At 71.6% G+C, this 17,855-nt stretch carries 16 protein-coding genes; 11 read left to right on the top strand and 5 right to left on the bottom strand.

Annotation, left to right across the window (positions count from 1 at the left end; translation table 11 throughout):
* Positions 1-5: 5 nt before the first annotated feature.
* On the bottom strand, positions 6-689 hold the full coding sequence (locus AB0M70_RS33950; protein ID WP_365826173.1) for a phosphatase PAP2 family protein: 684 nt from the start codon (positions 687-689) through the stop codon (positions 6-8).
* Between the two features lie 184 nt (positions 690-873).
* Between AB0M70_RS33950 and AB0M70_RS33955 the strand changes: the two genes are divergently transcribed.
* Complete coding sequence (locus AB0M70_RS33955) at positions 874-1,704, top strand: hypothetical protein (RefSeq protein WP_365826175.1); 831 nt, start codon at positions 874-876, stop codon at positions 1,702-1,704.
* 72 nt (positions 1,705-1,776) lie between these two features.
* Here AB0M70_RS33955 and disA read toward each other — a convergent pair whose 3' ends face one another.
* A complete protein-coding gene (disA, locus tag AB0M70_RS33960; RefSeq protein ID WP_363210644.1) occupies positions 1,777-2,901 on the bottom strand; it encodes a DNA integrity scanning diadenylate cyclase DisA in 1,125 nt (374 codons plus the stop codon).
* Between the two features lie 79 nt (positions 2,902-2,980).
* Positions 2,981-4,390: a DNA repair protein RadA gene (gene radA / locus AB0M70_RS33965; protein ID WP_365826178.1), complete on the bottom strand. Its 1,410-nt coding sequence runs from the start codon at positions 4,388-4,390 to the stop codon at positions 2,981-2,983.
* A gap of 195 nt (positions 4,391-4,585) precedes the next feature.
* On the opposite strand from radA, the gene AB0M70_RS33970 reads away from it, so the two are divergent.
* A complete protein-coding gene (locus AB0M70_RS33970) occupies positions 4,586-6,292 on the top strand; it encodes a hypothetical protein (RefSeq protein WP_365826180.1) in 1,707 nt (568 codons plus the stop codon).
* Between the two features lie 5 nt (positions 6,293-6,297).
* On the opposite strand, the gene AB0M70_RS33975 is transcribed toward AB0M70_RS33970, so the two are convergent.
* Entirely contained in the window at positions 6,298-7,122 is an 825-nt protein-coding gene (locus AB0M70_RS33975) for a hypothetical protein (RefSeq protein WP_365826182.1), read from the bottom strand.
* 71 nt (positions 7,123-7,193) lie between these two features.
* Between AB0M70_RS33975 and AB0M70_RS33980 the strand changes: the two genes are divergently transcribed.
* From AB0M70_RS33980 to AB0M70_RS34000, 5 genes are all read left to right on the top strand, one after another.
* The gene (locus tag AB0M70_RS33980) at positions 7,194-8,153 is read left to right on the top strand and encodes a Ppx/GppA phosphatase family protein (protein WP_365826184.1); all 960 of its coding nucleotides are present in this window, start codon (positions 7,194-7,196) and stop codon (positions 8,151-8,153) included.
* A gap of 98 nt (positions 8,154-8,251) precedes the next feature.
* The gene (locus AB0M70_RS33985) at positions 8,252-9,076 is read left to right on the top strand and encodes a sugar phosphate isomerase/epimerase (protein WP_365826186.1); all 825 of its coding nucleotides are present in this window, start codon (positions 8,252-8,254) and stop codon (positions 9,074-9,076) included.
* Positions 9,073-9,702, top strand: a complete 630-nt coding sequence (locus AB0M70_RS33990; protein WP_365826188.1) for a TetR family transcriptional regulator — start codon at positions 9,073-9,075, stop codon at positions 9,700-9,702. Before AB0M70_RS33985 ends, AB0M70_RS33990 begins: the two co-directional genes overlap by 4 nt.
* A 158-nt stretch (positions 9,703-9,860) precedes the next feature.
* Positions 9,861-11,714 (top strand): dihydroxy-acid dehydratase, encoded by a 1,854-nt coding sequence (gene ilvD / locus AB0M70_RS33995; protein WP_365826190.1) that lies wholly within the window; start codon positions 9,861-9,863, stop codon positions 11,712-11,714.
* Between the two features lie 240 nt (positions 11,715-11,954).
* A complete protein-coding gene (locus AB0M70_RS34000; protein ID WP_365826192.1) occupies positions 11,955-12,248 on the top strand; it encodes an SH3 domain-containing protein in 294 nt (97 codons plus the stop codon).
* 37 nt (positions 12,249-12,285) lie between these two features.
* On the opposite strand, the gene AB0M70_RS34005 is transcribed toward AB0M70_RS34000, so the two are convergent.
* Positions 12,286-14,502, bottom strand: coding sequence for a PQQ-binding-like beta-propeller repeat protein (locus AB0M70_RS34005; protein ID WP_365826194.1), 2,217 nt, complete (start codon positions 14,500-14,502; stop codon positions 12,286-12,288).
* A 176-nt stretch (positions 14,503-14,678) separates the two neighbouring features.
* Here AB0M70_RS34005 and AB0M70_RS34010 point away from each other — a divergent pair, with 176 nt between their 5' ends.
* The 4 genes from AB0M70_RS34010 to proC all read left to right on the top strand — a co-directional run bounded on the left by AB0M70_RS34010 (position 14,679) and on the right by proC (position 17,748).
* Positions 14,679-15,212, top strand: a complete 534-nt coding sequence (locus AB0M70_RS34010; RefSeq protein WP_365826196.1) for an EamA/RhaT family transporter — start codon at positions 14,679-14,681, stop codon at positions 15,210-15,212.
* 95 nt (positions 15,213-15,307) lie between these two features.
* On the top strand, positions 15,308-16,114 hold the full coding sequence (locus AB0M70_RS34015; RefSeq protein ID WP_365826198.1) for an ABC transporter ATP-binding protein: 807 nt from the start codon (positions 15,308-15,310) through the stop codon (positions 16,112-16,114).
* Entirely contained in the window at positions 16,111-16,848 is a 738-nt protein-coding gene (locus tag AB0M70_RS34020; protein ID WP_365826200.1) for an ABC transporter permease, read from the top strand. Before AB0M70_RS34015 ends, AB0M70_RS34020 begins: the two co-directional genes overlap by 4 nt.
* Positions 16,849-16,935: 87 nt before the next feature.
* Positions 16,936-17,748: a pyrroline-5-carboxylate reductase gene (gene proC / locus AB0M70_RS34025; RefSeq protein WP_363210657.1), complete on the top strand. Its 813-nt coding sequence runs from the start codon at positions 16,936-16,938 to the stop codon at positions 17,746-17,748.
* Positions 17,749-17,855 lie beyond the last annotated feature (107 nt).

The raw sequence follows: 17,855 nt of genomic DNA on the forward strand, positions 1-17,855 counted from the left end.
CGACCTCAGCGGCGATGCGACGCAGGCCGCCGGTGCGCCCCTCCCCGCGAATCCGCCCGCGAATCCGCCAGAGACGCTGAAACCGGGTCACCCGGCCCCGCGAACCACCTGACCACGCCCGTCGACGAACCACGCATCGTCTCGACGACTCGCGCCACGGGACGGGTCGCCAGACGTACGAGGAGGAGGGCGAGCACGGCGCCCAGGAGCAGGCCCACCGCCACGTCATGCGGATAGTGCACGCCCACGAACACCCGCGAGAACGCCATGAGAACGGCCATCGGCAGCGTCAGCGCCGCGATCCGCGGCCAGGCGAGCGCCAGGCCCACCGCAGCGGCGCCGGCGATCGTCGAGTGGTTGCTGGGGAAGGACCAGTCGCCGTACGCGGGACACTCGACGATCGAGGTGACCGCACCGGCGACGGCCCGGCACGGACGCTCCTCGTCGACCGCGGACTTGAGGGCCTCGCTGCACACGTAGGCCACCGCCGTGACGAGGGGCGCGAGAACAGCTATCGCGAGGGCGCGGGGGCCCGAGCGCCGCGCCCGCCACCAGGCGACGACGAAGAGCGCACCGAAAAGCAGCAGGCCGAGTTCCGTCCACACCTCGGCGAGATGCTGGAACCAGGTAGGGGTGTCGTTGGCGAAGTCGGTGACATCGCGATAGAGATCGTCGGTCATGGTGTCCATGATTACGGACGGTACGTAGTGGGTCCGAATCGTCACACCCGGCGATCGACCCGTCACACCCCCTGACGAAAGACAGGGGCAGGAAAGCGGAACTATTCGTTCCGGGATGATGATCCGCAAACTTTGTGACTCTGGGCGGCGGGTGGGGCAGGACAAGGCCCGGATCTCTCGTAAGGTTTGGGCCGTGGGATCTCTGCGCAATCCGGTCGGGCCGCTTCCCTCCACCATCTACTGGCGTCGGAGGGCCGTTCTGCTGTCCTTGATCGGACTGCTGGCGCTTCTGGCCGTGTGGGTGATCACCATGGGCGGTGGGGGCAAGAAGGACGGCGCCGACGGCCCGTCGGGCTCCGGGCCCGCCACGTCCATCACGCCAGGACCTTCCGGCTCCGGGCCCGCCATCAGTCAAAACCCGGGCGGGCGCGAGGAGTCGGGCGACGAGGGCGACTCCGGCTCGGGCGGCTCCGGTGGCTCCGGCGGCGGCTCGGGTGACTCCAAGGGGTCCGACGGCTCGGGCGGCTCCGGTGGCTCCGGCGGCGGTGACGGCAGCGGATCGGACGACGGCGCCAAGGGCGGCGGCGGTGCGGGCGGACAGCTGCCCGCGGGGTCGAGCCTGCCCAACTGCGTGCGCGGCGACGTGAAGTTGAAGCTGAAGAGCGTCCACAACCGGTACGAGGTCGGCGAGAAGCCGAAGTTCGAACTCGTCGCCTCGAACAGCGCGGGCAAGGCCTGCAAGGTGGATCTCGGCGGCAAGAAGACGGTGCTGACGATCACTCAGGCTGACGGCGACAAGGAGATCTGGTCCTCGGCGGACTGCCCCGCGGGCGGCGGAAGCCTCCTGCTGCGGGTGCCGGGCGACGGACGCGTCACGCACACCGTGGAGTGGGACCGCCGGGGCAGCGAGCCGAACTGCGCTACGCCTTCGGCGGGCAGCGCGGCCCCCGGCACGTATCTGGTGGAGGCCAAGTCCCCGGGCCTCGGTTCGGTGAAGACGTCGTTCGTACTCGAGGACAGCTGACCGCTGAGTGACGGGTGGGTGGGCGGGGCAAAAAATCCCACCCACTCAGCAGCACCCACTCAGCAGCACCCGCTAGACGTACCGCTCCAGGATCGACGACTCCGCCAGCCGCGAGAGTCCCTCCCGGACACTGCGGGCCCGCGCTTCGCCCACGCCGTCCACGGTCTGCAGGTCGTCCACGCTCGCGGCGAGCAGCTTCTGCAGGCCGCCGAAGTGCTCGACCAGGCGGTCGATGATCGCGCCGGGAAGACGCGGCACCTTGGCGAGCAGGCGGAAGCCCCGCGGGGAGACCGCGGAGTCCAGCGCCTCGGGGGAGCCGGTGTAACCCAACGCCCGTGCCACGGTGGGCAGTTCGAGCAGCTCCGCGTGGCTCAGCGCGTCCAGCTCGAAGAGCGCCTCCTCGACCGTGCGGGAGCGCTTGGCGGTGGGCTCGGGCACGTAGTCCCTGACGACCAGCTCGCGCTCGGGCTCGACGCCCGCGATCAACTCGTCCAGCTGGAGGGCGAGAAGGCGGCCGTCGGTGCCCAGCTCCACCACGTACTCGGCGATCTCCGTGGCGATGCGGCGCACCATCTCCAGGCGCTGGGCGACGGCGGTGACGTCCCGCACCGTCACCAAGTCCTCGATCTCCAGGGCGGACAGGGTGCCCGCCACCTCGTCGAGGCGCAGTTTGTACCGCTCGAGGGTCGCGAGGGCCTGGTTCGCGCGGGAGAGGATCGCCGCCGAGTCCTCGAGGACCTTGCGCTGCCCGTCCACGTAGAGCGCGATGAGGCGCATCGACTGGGAGACGGAGACGATGGGGAAGCCCACCTGCTTGGACACGCGGTCCGCGGTGCGGTGCCGGGTGCCCGTCTCCTCGGTGGGGATCGTCGGGTCGGGGACGAGCTGCACGCCCGCCCGCAGAATCTTGGTGATGTCCTTGTCGACGACGATGCCGCCGTCGAGCTTGCACAGCTCGCGCAGCCGCGTCGCCGTGAACTCGACGTCCAGGATGAATCCGCCCGTACACATCGATTCGACTGTCTTGTCCCAGCCGAGGACGATGAGCCCTCCGGTGTTGCCGCGGAGGATGCGCTCCAGTCCGTCGCGCAGGCCCGTGCCGGGCGCGACCGCGCTCAGGGAGGCGCGCATCAGCCCGTCGGCGCCGGAACTCCCACCGGGCTTGCCGGGAGCTGACGCCCGGTCGTTGGCTGCCACTGCACTCCTCGGGTCGCGGGTTGTCCAAGCCCCGGTCCGTACGACCGCTTCGTACGGATGGGCGAGACCAGGGCAAAGTCTACCGGCGCTCTTCGGCCTCCCGTGGGGCCTCTCTGCGACGCGACCTCGGAAGGACCCGCAGCGCGTCCCCCATGTCGGCGACTTCGGTGACCTTCATACCGGCCGGGATCTTGCCCGGGTCGGCCGGGACAAGGGCGTGCGTGAAGCCCAGACGGTGCGCTTCGGCGAGTCTGCGCTGGACTCCCGTGACCCGTCTGACCTCGCCCGCCAGGCCCACTTCGCCGATCGCGACGAGATTTTTCGGCAGCGGGGTGTCGCTCGCCGCGCTGGCCAGGGCGAGGGCGACCGCGAGGTCCGCGGCGGGCTCGGAGAGCTTCACGCCGCCGACCGTCGCGCTGTAGATGTCGCGCTTGCCGAGTGCGGTGATGCGGCCCCGCTGTTCGAGGACGGCCAGCATCATCGAGACGCGGGAGGTCTCCAGGCCGGACGTGGTGCGCCGGGGCGAGGGGATCTGCGAGTCGACGGTGAGGGCCTGGACCTCGGCCACCAGGGGGCGGCGGCCTTCGAGCGTGACGGTCAGACAGGTGCCGGGGACCGGTTCCGTGCGGCGGGTGAGGAAGAGGCCGCTGGGGTCGGCGAGGCCGGTGATGCCCTCGTCGTGCAGTTCGAAGCAGCCGACCTCGTCCGTCGTCCCGTACCGGTTCTTGACGCCTCGGACCAGGCGCAGGCGCGCGTGGCGGTCGCCCTCGAAGGACAGGACGACGTCCACGAGGTGTTCGAGGAGGCGGGGGCCCGCGATGGCGCCGTCCTTGGTGACGTGGCCGACCAGGAGCGTGGACATGCCGCGCTCCTTGGAGGCGCGGATCAGGGCGCCCGCCACCTCGCGGACCTGGGCCATGCCGCCCGGCGCCCCGTCGATCTCCGGGGAGGCGATCGTCTGGACCGAGTCGAGGATGAGGAGCGAGGGCTTCACCGCGTCCAAGTGGCCGAGCACGGCGGCCAGATCGGTCTCCGCCGCGAGATAGAGGTGGTCGTCGATCGCCTTGATGCGGTCGGCGCGCAGCCGTACCTGGCTCGCGGACTCCTCGCCCGTCACATAGAGCGTGCGGTGCTCGTCGCTCGCCGACTTCGCCGCGACGTCCAGGAGCAGCGTCGACTTGCCGACGCCGGGCTCGCCGGCGAGCAGGACCACGGCGCCGGGCACCAGGCCGCCGCCCAGGACGCGGTCGAACTCGGGGACGCCGGTGGAGCGTGCGGTGGCCCGGCGGCCGTCGACCTCGCCGATGGGCAGGGCGGTGGAGGTGACGCGGCCGGGGGCGGTGGTGCGGACAGCGGGCGCGCCGTACTCCTCGACCGTGCCCCAGGCCTGGCACTCGGGGCAGCGGCCGAGCCACTTGGCCGTCTGCCAGCCGCACTCGGTGCAGCGATAGGACGGCCGGTCTTTGCCGGACTTCGTACGGGCAGCCATGAACCGAACCGTAGCGGGCGCCACTGACATTCACCGACTGCGGCCGGGCGTGCGAGAGGCGAACCGTTTCGGGCGCGTGCGCGGGTCACGGAATCATGGGTTCCTGTCCCCTTTTGAGGGATCTGTTCACCCGTAAGGATTAAATGTGCTCAAGTGGGAGGAGGGGCCCGGCATCATCCGCCTAACTTCGCACGGGTGATGAGCAGCAGGCCGGAGACCCCCACCCAAGCAACCGGCGCACACCGGGCGCAGAGTGACGCGCGCCAGCGCGTTGTGCCCCGCTCGGTGCCGCAGGCGCCGCCCGCACGCTATGAGCCCTGTCTGGACGGACTGTTCACGTACTGCCTGTCCGTGCTCTGCGATCACGACACCGCGACCGCCGCCCTGGGCGACGTGCTCGCCATCGCCGAGCGCCGCGGCTCACGCGGCCCCGCCACCGAGGCCGAACTGAAGTCCTGGCTGTACGCACTCGCCCGCTGGGTCTGCCTGCGCGCCCTCGCCGAGGCCAAGCGCAAGCGGCAGGGCGGCGCCCACGCCTCCGGAGCGGCCCCACGCGCCCCGAAGCAGGACGGCCCCGACGCGCCCCCGGACGAGACGGAGCGGCGGCGGCGCCGCGAACTCGCCAAGCTGGCCTGGCCCGAGGCCGCGGGGACGACGCCCGAACAGCGCGAGGCCCTGGAGCTCGCCGTACGCCACCAGCTCAGCGCCAAGGAAGTCGCCGCGGTCATCGGCATGGACCTCGTGAAGACCCGAGACCTCCTCGCGTCCGCCGCCTGCGAGGTGGAGCGCACCCGGGCCGCGCTCGCCGTCGTGGAGACCGGCACTTGCCCGATCGTCGCTCGCCTCACCGGCGACAACCAGCTCCTCCTCGGCACGGCCCTGCGCCGCGAGCTCGTCCGGCACGTCGACGACTGCCCGCGCTGCCGCCGCACCGCCGAGCGCGCCGGCTCGTCGGCCTGGCCAGGCACCGCGGCGTCCCCGGCCGCCCTGCCCGTCATCGAGGCCCCCCGCGCCGCCGTGCACGTGGCGATGGCGCACGTCCCGCGCGCGAGGGGCGGCGGTCCGCGCTTCGACCGGCACGGATTCCCGATGGACCCCAAGGACCACGCGGCCCGCCGCGACCGGATGCGCGCGCGAGCCGTGACGACGACGGTCGTCGCCACCGTGGTGGCCGCCCCGGTGCTCGCGCTCTGGGCGGCCTACCGGGGAGCGCCGCTGACCGGCGAGGGCCAGGACGGCCGCTCGGTCAGCGCGAGCGAGGCCGGAGCCGACGGGATGAACGGCGACGAGAAGCGCGAGGACTACGAGAACGCGGGCAACGCCCACACCCCGCCCGACCCCCGTTTCACCGCGGGCAGCCGCTCACCGGACGTCTCCGTGGAGGTCATCAGCGCCGGATCCCCCTCCTCCCGTTCCGGGACCGGGGCAGGCCGCCTCACCGTCCGGGCGCAGCCCAGCGGCGGCACGACCTTGATCACGCTCTCCGCGTCAGGAGGCGAGCCGGTCCACTGGTCGGCGAGCACGGGGGCGTCCTGGCTCTACCTGAGCCGGTCGTCCGGAACGCTCGCGCCGGGGGAGACGTTCACGCTCCGGGTGTACGTCGACCACGCACGCGAGCCGGCCGGGCACTGGAGCGCTCGCGTCTCCATCGCGCCCTCGGGGGCGATCATCTCGATCAGCGGGTACGGCAGCGGTTCGGGCAGCCCGACCCATCCCGGCCCCCGGCCGACCCCGAAGCCGACCCCGCCGAAGCCGACGCCGTCGACCCCCGACCCGACCCCCACACCATCGGACCCGGACCCGACCCCGAGCACCCCGGACCCCACGCCCACCCCGTCGGACCCGGGCAACTCGACACCCCCGCCTAGCAACAGTGGCGACCCGAGTCCGAGCGAGGGCTGACCCCGCTACCTCGAGGGATCCGCCGGATGCGGTGCAAGCAGAGGCAGCTGCGAGGCCAGTCGTTCCTCGCAGAGCTCCGCGAGCCGGTCGTAGCCCTCCTTGCCCATCAGCTCCGTCAGCTCGGGGCGGTAGGACACGTACACCGGATCGCCGGCACCGTGCGCCGAGGTCGCCGACGTGCACCACCAGTGCAGGTCATGGCCGCCGGGGCCCCAGCCCCGCCGGTCGTACTCCCCGATGGACACCTGCAGGATGCGCGTGTCGTCGGGCCTGTCGATCCACTCGTACGTCCGGCGCACCGGCAGCTGCCAGCACACGTCCGGCTTCGTCTCGAGCGGCTCGCGGCCCTCCTTCAGCGCCAGGATGTGCAGCGAGCACCCCGCGCCCCCGGCGAAACCGGGGCGGTTCTGGAAGATGCAGGAGCCGTTGTACGGGCGGGTCTGGCGCTCGCCGTCGTCGTCCGTCGACACCCAGCCGCTCACCGTGCCGATGTCGTGGTGCTGCCAGATGTCCGGCGTGAGCCGCGCCACGGACTCGGCGACCCGCTTCTCGTCGTCCTCGTCCGAGAAGTGCGCGCCCAGCGTGCAGCAGCCGTCGTCCGCCCGGCCCGCCTGGATGCCCTGGCAGCCACTGCCGAAGATGCAGGTCCACCGAGAGGTCAGCCATGTCAGATCGCAACGGAAGACCTGCTCGTCGTCCGCGGGATCCGGGAACTCCACCCAGGCGCGGGCGAAGTCGAGGCCCTTCTCGTCCGGCAGCACCTTCCCCGGCTTCCCCGACATCTTCTTTGACTTCGTTTTGTCGGTCTTCGCCTTTTTCGTCTTTGGCACGTCTCCAGGGTATGCGCGCGGTACCCGGTCCGAGGACCAGCGACCGCCGTACGCGCAGTAGCGTTCCGTATATGAGACTCGGTGTCCTCGACGTAGGTTCGAACACGGTGCATCTGCTGGTGGTGGACGCCCACCCCGGCGCGCGCCCCCTGCCCGCGTACTCGCACAAGGCGGACCTGCGCCTCGCCCAACTCCTCGACGAGGCCGGGGCGATCGGTCCCGAGGGCGTCGACCTGCTCGTCGGCACCGTCCGCGACGCGATGGAGGCCGCGGAGGACAAGGGCGTGGAGGATCTGCTCCCGTTCGCCACCTCCGCCGTGCGCGAGGCCAGCAACGCCGATCAGGTCCTCGCCCGCGTCAAGGAGGAGACCGGCGTCGATCTGCAGGTTCTCACCGGCGCCGAGGAAGCCCGCCTCACCTTCCTCGCGGCCCGCCGCTGGTTCGGCTGGTCGGCGGGAAAGCTCCTGGTCATCGACATCGGCGGCGGCTCCCTGGAGATCGCGTACGGGATAGACGAGGAGCCGGACGCGGCGGTCAGCCTGCCGCTCGGCGCCGGCCGCCTGACGTCCGCCTGGTTCCGCCAGGACCCGCCGGACCCGGCCGACGTGAAGGCCCTGCGGCGCCACGCGCGCGCCCAGATCGCGCGCACGGTCGGCGAGTTCAGCCGCTTCGGCGCCCCTGACCACGTCGTGGCGACGTCGAAGACGTTCAAGCAGCTGGCCAGGCTCGCGGGCGCCGCACGCTCCGCCGACGGCCTCTACGTCCAGCGCGAGCTGAAGCGGAAGTCCCTGGAGGACTGGGTCCCGCAGCTCGCGGCGATGACCACGGCCGAGCGCTCCGAACTGCCCGGAGTCTCCGAGGGACGGGCCGGGCAACTGCTCGCGGGGGCGCTCGTCGCCGAGGGCGCCATGGACCTCTTCGGAGTCGAGACGCTGGAGATCTGCCCCTGGGCCCTGCGCGAGGGCGTGATCCTGCGCCGCCTCGACCACCTCCCGGCGACGCAGGTGGCCACCACCGACGACGGTGCGTAGACGTAGCGTTCGGCGGTCGTAGACATACGTCACATACGACCCGGGTGTGGGGGAGACCACCTCCCCCGCGCCCAGGCGTGGCCCGTACGCTGTCCCTCGTGGCAGAACCAGTGGTGCGCATCCCGGATGCGAAGGTCGCCCTGTCGACGGCCTCGGTCTATCCGGAGTCGACGGCGACGGCCTTCGAGATCGCCGCGCGCCTCGGCTACGACGGCGTCGAGGTCATGGTCTGGACGGATCCCGTCAGCCAGGACATCGAAGCCCTGCGCAGACTCAGCGACTACCACCAGATCCCGATCCTCGCCGTTCACGCGCCCTGTCTCCTGATCACCCAGCGCGTGTGGTCCACGGACCCCTGGGTCAAGCTCCAGCGCGCGCAGACCGCCGCCGAGAAGCTGGGCGCGTCGACCGTCGTCGTGCATCCGCCCTTCCGCTGGCAGCGGGGGTACGCGAACGCCTTCGTCGACGGCATCTGGCGGATGGCCGACGAGACGGACGTGCGATTCGCCGTCGAAAACATGTACCCGTGGCGTTATCGCGACCGCGAGATGCTCGCCTACGCCCCCGACTGGGACGTCACCAAGGACGACTACCGCCACTTCACGGTCGACCTCAGCCACACCGCGACCGCCCGCACGGACGCCCTGCAGATGATCGACCGCATGGGCGACCGCCTCGGGCACGTCCACCTCGCCGACGGCAAGGGCTCCGCCAAGGACGAGCACCTGGTGCCGGGCCGCGGCACCCAGCCGTGCGCCGAACTCCTGGAGCGCCTCGCGACGAGCGGCTTCGACGGCCACGTCGTCATCGAGGTCAACACACGGCGCGCGATGTCCAGCGCCGAACGGGAGGCGGACCTCGCCGAGGCCCTCGCCTACACGCGGCTGCACCTGGCGTCCGCGGTGCAGGTGCCCCGCTCGTGACGGCTCAGGCGCCCGGCGGTGCGGCACCGCGCCGCAGGGGACGTCCCTCCCGTACGCAGTCGGCCGAGGGCCCCGCGATGCGGGACCGCATCCTGGAGGCGGCCCGCACCGAATTCTCCGCACGGGGGTACGAGAAGACATCCGTGCGCGGGATCGCCAAGGCGGCCGGGGTGGACTCGGCGCTCGTGCACCACTACTTCGGCACGAAGGACCAGGTCTTCGCCTCGGCGATCGAGGTGGCTCTCGCGCCCGCGCTCGACGCGCCGTCGGCGATCGCGGACGGCCCGCTCGACGGCGTCGGCGAGCGCCTGACCCGCTTCATCTTCGGCGTCTGGGAGAACCCCGCCACCCGCGTCCCGCTCCTCGCGATCGTGCGCTCGGCAGTGAACAACGACACGGCGGCGGCCGTCTTCCGCCGCCTCGTCGCGACGCAGCTGCTCGGCAGGGTGGCGAGCCGCATCGACCAGCCGGACGCCGAGCTGCGGGCGGAACTGGCGGCCGCGCAGCTGGTGGGCACGGCGATGCTGCGTTACGTCATCCAGGTGGAGCCGCTCGCGTCGGCGGACCCGGAGGCGATCATCGCGCGGCTCGCACCGGTGGTGCAGGGGCACCTGACCGGGCCCTGAGCGCCTTTCGGCAGGCCCGCTCACCGCTCCTCGGCAGGCCCGCTCACCGAGACGGCCGTCCCGCCATCCGGACAGCCTGTCCAGATCGTGGAGCGTCGGCGTACGCTCGAGAACAGTCGATCCTTATGTCTCTCCCGATCCTGAAGGAGCGAGCGACGATGCCCGAGCTCAGGTCCCGCACAGTCACCCACGGCCGCAACATGGCGGGCGCACGCGCCCTTATGCGTGCCTCCGGTGTACCCGGCGCGGACATCGGGCGTAAGCCGATCATCGCCGTCGCCAACTCCTTCACGGAGTTCGTCCCGGGCCACACCCACCTGCAGCCGGTCGGCCGCATCGTCTCCGAGGCGATCACGGCGGCGGGCGCCATCCCCCGCGAGTTCAACACGATCGCCGTGGACGACGGCATCGCGATGGGCCACGGCGGCATGCTCTACTCCCTGCCCTCCCGCGACCTGATCGCGGACTCGGTGGAGTACATGGTGGAGGCGCACTGCGCGGACGCGCTGATCTGCATCTCCAACTGCGACAAGATCACCCCCGGCATGCTGAACGCGGCCCTGCGCCTCAACATCCCGACGGTCTTCGTCTCCGGCGGCCCGATGGAGGCCGGCAAGGCCACGCTGGTCGACGGCACGGTCCGCAAACTCGACCTGGTCAACGCGATCAGCGACGCGGTCGACGAGAACGTCTCGGACGAGGACATCCTCCGCATCGAGGAGAACGCCTGCCCGACGTGCGGCAGCTGTTCCGGCATGTTCACCGCCAACTCCATGAACTGCCTGACCGAGGCCATCGGCCTCTCCCTGCCGGGCAACGGTTCGATGCTCGCCACGCACACCGGCCGCAGGGCGCTGTACGAGAAGGCGGGCGCGACGGTCGTCGAGATCGCCAAGCGGTACTACGACGGGGACGACGACTCGGTCCTGCCGCGCAACATCGCCACCCGCGCCGCCTTCGACAACGCCATGGCGCTCGACATCTCCATGGGCGGCTCCACGAACACGATCCTGCACCTGCTCGCCGCGGCGCAGGAGGCCGAGCTCGACTACACCCTGGCCGACATGGACGAGGTCTCGCGCCGCGTCCCCTGCCTGGCCAAGGTCGCCCCGAACGTCGCGCCCGGGGGCACGTACTACATGGAGGACGTGCACCGCGCCGGCGGCATCCCCGCGATCCTCGGCGAGCTGTACCGCGCGGGCCTCCTGAACGAGGACGTGCACACCGTCCACTCCGCGTCCATCAAGGACTGGCTGGACACGTGGGACGTGCGCGGCGGCTCCCCGTCGGACGAGGCGGTCGACCTCTGGTACGCGGCTCCGGGCTGCGAGCGCTCGGCGACGGCCTTCTCCCAGTCGAAGCGCTGGGACTCCCTGGACACGGACGCCGCGGGCGGCTGCATCAGGGACGCGGCCCACGCGTACTCCAAGGACGGCGGCCTCGCGGTCCTCAAGGGCAACCTCGCCGTGGACGGCTGCGTCGTGAAGACGGCGGGCGTCGACGAGTCGATCTGGACCTTCGAGGGTCCGGCGGTGGTCTGCGAGTCGCAGGAAGAGGCCGTCGACAAGATCCTCAAGAAGCAGATCAAGGAAGGCGATGTGGTCGTCATCCGCTACGAGGGCCCCAAGGGCGGCCCCGGCATGCAGGAAATGCTCTACCCCACGTCCTTCCTCAAGGGCCGCGGCCTCGGCAAGGCCTGCGCGCTGGTCACCGACGGCCGCTTCTCCGGCGGCACGTCGGGCCTGTCGATCGGCCACGCGTCGCCCGAGGCGGCGTCCGGCGGCACGATCGCCCTGGTCGAGGACGGCGACCGCATCCGCATCGACATCCCGAACCGCGGCATCGAACTCCTGGTGGACGATGCCGAGCTGACCCGCCGCCGGGAGGCCCTCGGCGGCATCTACGCCCCCAAGTCCCGCGAACGCAAGGTCTCGGCAGCACTGAGGGCGTACGCGGCCATGGCCACGAGCGCGGACCGCGGCGCGGTGCGGGACGTGTCGAAGCTGGGCTGATCGGCAGGGCATTCAGCCCGTCCGGCGTTTGAGGACGAACTCGGCGGAGCCGGTGATGAGGGCACGTACAAGGCAGTACAGGGCCCTCGCGCCGAGCGAGTTTTCGGGAAGGGGCGGGGTCGGGGAAAGGAACTCCCGACTCCGCAACCACCCCGCCACCCTCACGCGTCCCCCCAGTGACGAACATGCACAGGGCGGCCACCACAGGTCATGAGCCGCCGCTTCACGGGGGAGAGAAGCATGAGCGAGCACGTCATCGCGCCGGAATCCGCGGAGGAAATCGAAGCCGCGGCGGCAAGAACGTACCCGATCGTCGCGGACGTCAACGTCCGCTCCGGCCCGGGCACGTCGTACGGCAAGGTGGGCCGCCTCACGGCGGGCACCCGAGTGACGATCCACTGCCAGAAGCCGGGCGAGAAGGTCACCGGCCCGACCGGCACATCGAAGCTCTGGGACCGCATCGGCAGCGGCCGCTACATCTCCGACACCTACGTCCGCACGGGCAGCGACGGCTACGTGGCACCCCGCTGCTGATCCACCGCACGCGACAAGCAGCGCAAGCCGCCGAAGTTCACCCGGACTTCGGCGGCTTCGTCGCGTCGAACGAGAACACGGTGTTCTTGGCCGCCGCCACAAAGATCACCCGCCCCGAGACCGCGACCCGCGGACTCGCGTTCACCTCACCGCCAAGACCCTCGGCCCGCGGATCGGTGCTCCACAGAGTCCTGCCCCGCGGTGACAGGGCGACCACCCGCCCGCTGGGCGAGCTGAAGTACAGCGCACCGCCGCTCGCGGTCGGCCCGGAGGCCCCTTCCACACCGGTCTGCCGGGACCACTTCTTGCGCCCGGTCGCGGGGTCCACCGCGCTGATCCGCCCGGTCGGCTCCGCGAAGTAGACCGTGCCGTCGGCGACACCGGTCGTGGCGTTGTACGTCGACTTCAGCGGCCGGGTCGAGACGCGGCCGCTGCCCGGCTCGACCCGCAGCACCTTGTCGTACCCGAGGAACTCGGGCCCCTTCAGCCGCTGATGCAGGAGCACGAGCCCGCCCTCGTCCCCGCCCACCGGATGCACGGGCCCCTCGACCGGGATGCCCTTGCCGAACGTCCCCGACTTGAGGTCGACGGTGTGGAGAACGGGATTGCGCACCTCGACGTTCGCGACCTGGGCGGACGGCGCGCACATCGCGTACATCCGCTGACCGGCCGGCACCGGCGTGCACTCCGAGCCCGCGGGGAACGGCGTCGACCAGAGCATGCGCCCGCTGTGCGCGTCCCTCGCCTCGACCCGCGTACGGCCCGGCTCGACCGACAGGACCGTGGAGCCGGAGAGCACCGCGTCCTGCGACCGGCCGGTGTAGATCTGGGACTGGCCGCTGATCGGGCGGGACCACAGCTCCTTGCTGGTCCTGGCGTCCAACGCCACCAGCTGGACGGGCTTTCCGGAGGAGGCGACCTCCGGCGGGATGCGGTAGCCGAGGACGGTGTCGTTCGTGGCGCCCACGATGTGCATGCCCTGCATGGGCACGCCGGGGCTCTTCACCTTCCAGATCTCCTTGCCGTCGGAGATCCGCAGCCGGGTCGCGACGACTCCGCCGCCCCCGCAGAACAACGCGTCACCGCGGGGCACGCAGCGCACCTCGTCCGGGATGCCCTTGTCGTTGGGCACACTCGTGCGCCACGGCCGGTAGCCGTCGGGCAGGGGCGCCTCGGCGGCCGCGACCGTGCGGTCCTTTCCGCTGCCACCGTCGTCACCGTCGGCGCCGGTGGACTCCTCGGACGAGCCGAGCTGGAGCGCCGCGATCCCACCCCCGAGGGCGGCCACGGCCACGGCGGCGGCGAGCACGGTACGCCAACGGCGCCGCGGCCGGGGACTGCCGGGGCTGCTCTTGCTCCCCTCGCTCCCCTCGCCATAGGAGGACTGATGATGCTGCGTATCGATGTCCCGCATACGACCGGCCCGCACCCCCGCCGCGTCCCCCATCTCGACCGGCAGGTCCCGCAACCGCTCGAGGAGCTGGTCCGCCGAGGGGCGCGCGTCGGGGTCCTTGTCGAGGCACGGCTCGACCACGGCCCGCAGGGCCGCGGGCACGGCATCCAACGCCGGCGCCTCGTGCACCACTTGATACGCCGTCATGTACGGGCTGTCCGCGTCGAACGGCCCCTGTCCCGTCGCCGCGTACACCAGCAACGTGGCCAGCGAGAAGACGTCGGAGCGTGGCCCGACCCCGCGCGGCGCCTGCAACTGCTCCGGTGACATGAACGGCGGCGTACCGATGACCCGCCCCGTCATCGTCAGCGTCTGCTGGTCCGCGGCGCGCGAGATGCCGAAGTCGATGACGCGCGGCCCCTCGGGCGAGAGCACGACGTTGGAGGGCTTCAGGTCGCGGTGCACGACACCCACGCGGTGGATGTCACGCAGCGCCTCCGTCAGACCGATGGCGAGCGTGCGCAGCTCCGCGCCGGACAGCGGGCCCTTCTTGGCGATCTCCTGGGCGAGTGTGTGCCCCTCTATATAGGCCGTCGCCATCCACGGATACTCGGCCTCCGGGTCGGCATCGACCACGGCGGCCGTGAACGCGCCGCTCACCCGCCGCGCCGCGGCCACCTCCTGCCGGAAGCGGATGCGGAACTCCTCGTCCCCCGCGAACTGCTGGTGGATCAGCTTGATCGCCACGGGGCGCCCCGAGGCCGTACGCGCCAGATAGACCGTGCCCATGCCGCCCGAGCCGAGGCGCGCCTCGAGCGGGTAGCCGCCGATCTCGGCCGGGTCACCTCCGCGGAGCGACACTCTCTCGACCTCCTCGTCCCGCGTGCACCAGTTTTCGCAGGTCTCGCATGAGCCCGTTTGCATGTCTCGCCCCACAAACTAGCCGCCGAGTGGTACGGCAGGGCAAGGCGGGGGACGAATAGGGCGCGCCTGCCCGGCACCGCACCCCCGCGACCGCCCCGGGCGATACTCGAGGGGTGAGCGCAGATTCCAGCACCCCCGACCGCACGGACGCGAAGGCCGCGCCGCCCCCGTCGGCCGCGACGGCCCCCGGCCCGCAGCCCGAGCCCCTCCGCTTCTTCGGCACGACCTGGGTCGGCCACGACAACGGCTACGGGGCGCGCCGCGCGGGCGTCGCGGTGGGCTCGCTGCTCGCGGCGGCGGCCGGCTGCTTCGTGCTGCGGTTCGCGTACGAGGGCATGGCCGTCGCGGACGTGGGGTCGTTCGTGAACTTCCTGGTCCTCATCATGTTCTCGATCTGCAGCGCGATCGCCTTCCGCCGCACCTGGGAGGGCTTCACCCGCCGCCACGACCCGGCGTCCCAGTCATCGATGCGCGGCCTGATGACGATCGGCTTCGTCGGCGTACTCCTCGCCTACTTCGTCCGCTCCCTCACCGAGGCCCCCGGCGAAGAACTCCACCGCGAGGAGTACGAGGCGGCCCGCCAGCAGTACGCGAAGCGCACATCGCGCCGCACGGGCAACCCCTCCCGCAAGAAGAAGAGGGCCTGACCCCGACCACCCGCCGTCCCCCCTCAGAGCCACGCACGCAAGGTGCGTGGCTCTCCTCTTGACGGTCCAGGCATCCGAGGCGCCATAATCATCACATGATGAATATAAAGGAGCCCCCCGCCATCGAGGCCCGGGACCTGACCGTCGTCCGAGGCCCCCGCACCGTCCTCCGCGGCCTGCACTTCACCGTCCCGAAAGGCCAGATCACCGGCCTCCTCGGCCCCTCGGGCTGCGGCAAATCCACCCTCATGCGCGCCACCGTCGGCACCCAGGCCAAGGTCACCGGCACCCTGAACGTCCTCGACCAGCCCGCCGGCGCCCCCGCCCTCCGCTCCCGCATCGGCTACGTCACCCAGAGCCCCTCCGTCTACGACGACCTGACCGTCCGCCAGAACCTGGACTACTTCGCCGCCGTCCTCGACCCCGGCCGGGGCCCCGCCGCCCACCGCCGCGACGAACACGTCACCCGCGCCATCGCCGACGTCGACCTGACGACCCACGCCGACGCCCTCGCGGGCAACCTCTCCGGCGGCCAGCGCAGCCGCGTCTCCCTGGCCGTGGCCCTCCTCGGCGCCCCGGAACTCCTCGTGCTCGACGAACCCACCGTCGGCCTCGACCCCGTACTCCGCCGCGACCTGTGGAACCTCTTCCACTCCATCGCCGCCGACCGAGGCACCACGATCCTCGTCTCCTCCCACGTCATGGACGAGGCCGAACGCTGCCACCGCCTCCTCCTGATGCGCGAAGGCGAACTCCTCGGCGACGACACCCCCGAAGCCCTCCGCACCCGCACCGCCACCCCGACCGTCGAAGCGGCCTTCCTCCACCTCGTCGACGAGGCCGCCGCCGCACAGGGCGACACCCCCACCGGCAGCACCACCCCCACCGGGAGCCCCCGATGAACGCCTACCGCACCCTCGCCACCGCGGCCCGCGTCCTGCGCCAGCTCCGCCACGACCCCCGCTCCATCGCCCTGATGCTGCTCGTCCCCTGCGTGATGCTGCTGCTCCTGCGCTACGTCTTCGACGGCAGCCCGGACACCTTCGACTCCATCGGCGCCTCGCTCCTCGGGATCTTCCCCCTCATCACGATGTTCCTGGTGACCTCCATCGCCACCCTCCGCGAACGCACCTCCGGCACCCTCGAACGCCTCCTCGCCATGCCCCTCGGCAAGGGCGATCTCATCGCCGGCTACGCCCTCGCCTTCGGCTTCCTCGCCGTCATCCAGTCCGTCCTCGCCACCGGCCTCGCCCTCTGGGCCCTCGGCCTGGACGTCACCGGCTCCGCCTGGCTGCTGCTCCTGGTCGCGCTCCTCGACGCCCTGCTCGGCACGGCACTCGGCCTCTTCGTCTCCGCGTTCGCGGCATCCGAGTTCCAGGCCGTCCAGTTCATGCCGGCCGTGATCTTCCCCCAGCTCCTCCTCTGCGGCCTGTTCACCCCGCGCGACAACATGGCCCCCGCCCTCGAAGCGATCTCCAACGTCCTCCCCATGTCCTATGCCGTGGACGGCATGAACGAAGTCCTGCACCACCCCGACATCACCGGCGACTTCGTACGCGACGCGGTCATCGTCGCGGGCTGCGCCGTACTCGTCCTCGCCCTGGGCGCCGCAACCCTCCGCCGCCGCACGGCCTGACCCACCAATGCGAGGATGACCCCACCTGGCCGAGGCGCTGCCCCGCCCCGACCGAAGCGCCGACCCGCACCCGGAGGGTGACCACACATGCCCCAGCCCGTCGCAGTCCTCGGCACCGGCAAGATCGGCGAAGCCCTCCTCAGCGGCATGATCCGGGCCGGCTGGGCGCCGGCCGACCTCCTGGTCACCACCCGCCGCTCCGAACGCGCCACGGAACTGCGCACCCGCTACGGCGTCGACCCCGTCAGCAACGCCGAGGCCGCCAAGCAGGCCGACACCCTGATCCTCGCCGTCAAGCCGCAGGACATGGGCCGCCTCCTCGAAGAGCTCGCACCGCACATCACCCCCGATCGCCTGGTCATCAGCGCCGCCGCCGGCATCACCACCTCCTTCATCGAGGAGCACCTCGCCGACGGCACCCCTGTCGTCCGCGTCATGCCCAACACCCCGGTCCTCGTGGACGAGGGCATGTCCGTCATCTCCGCGGGCAGCCAGGCCACAGCCGCCCACCTCGCCCACGCCGAGGAGATCTTCGGCGCCGTCGGCAAGACCCTCCGCGTCCCCGAGACCCAGCAGGACGCCTGCACCGCCCTCTCCGGCTCAGGTCCGGCGTACTTCTTCTACTTGGTCGAGGCCATGACCGACGCGGGCATCCTCCTCGGCCTGCCCCGCGACAAGGCCCACGACCTCATCGTCCAGGCCGCGATCGGCGCCGCCGTGATGCTCCGCGACAGCGGCGAACACCCCGTCAAGCTCCGCGAGAACGTCACCTCCCCCGCCGGCACCACCATCAACGCCATCCGCGAACTCGAGAACCACGGCGTACGAGCAGCCCTCATCGCCGCCCTCGAAGCCGCCCGCGACCGCAGCCGCGAACTGGCCTCCGGCAACAACAGCTGACCCCCCGGGTGTGGGGGGGGGGGGGGGCCCCCCCCCCCCCCCCCCCCCCCCCCCCACCCCCCCCCCCCCCCCCCCCCCCCCCCCCCCCCCCCCCCCCCCCCCCCCCC

The organism is Streptomyces sp. NPDC051214 (assembly GCF_040682375.1).
Taxonomy (GTDB): domain Bacteria; phylum Actinomycetota; class Actinomycetes; order Streptomycetales; family Streptomycetaceae; genus Streptomyces.

Bases quoted from the DNA above. Each gene is read 5' to 3' on its own strand.
- AB0M70_RS34020 (WP_365826200.1), top strand. From the start codon at position 16,111: ATGAACGCCTACCGCACCCTCGCCACCGCGGCCCGCGTCCTGCGCCAG.
- proC (WP_363210657.1), top strand. From the start codon at position 16,936: ATGCCCCAGCCCGTCGCAGTCCTCGGCACCGGCAAGATCGGCGAAGCC.
- AB0M70_RS34015 (WP_365826198.1), top strand. From the start codon at position 15,308: ATGATGAATATAAAGGAGCCCCCCGCCATCGAGGCCCGGGACCTGACC.
- ilvD (WP_365826190.1), top strand. From the start codon at position 9,861: ATGCCCGAGCTCAGGTCCCGCACAGTCACCCACGGCCGCAACATGGCG.
- AB0M70_RS33950 (WP_365826173.1), bottom strand. From the start codon at position 689: ATGGACACCATGACCGACGATCTCTATCGCGATGTCACCGACTTCGCC.
- AB0M70_RS33980 (WP_365826184.1), top strand. From the start codon at position 7,194: ATGAGACTCGGTGTCCTCGACGTAGGTTCGAACACGGTGCATCTGCTG.
- radA (WP_365826178.1), bottom strand. From the start codon at position 4,390: ATGGCTGCCCGTACGAAGTCCGGCAAAGACCGGCCGTCCTATCGCTGC.
- AB0M70_RS34000 (WP_365826192.1), top strand. From the start codon at position 11,955: ATGAGCGAGCACGTCATCGCGCCGGAATCCGCGGAGGAAATCGAAGCC.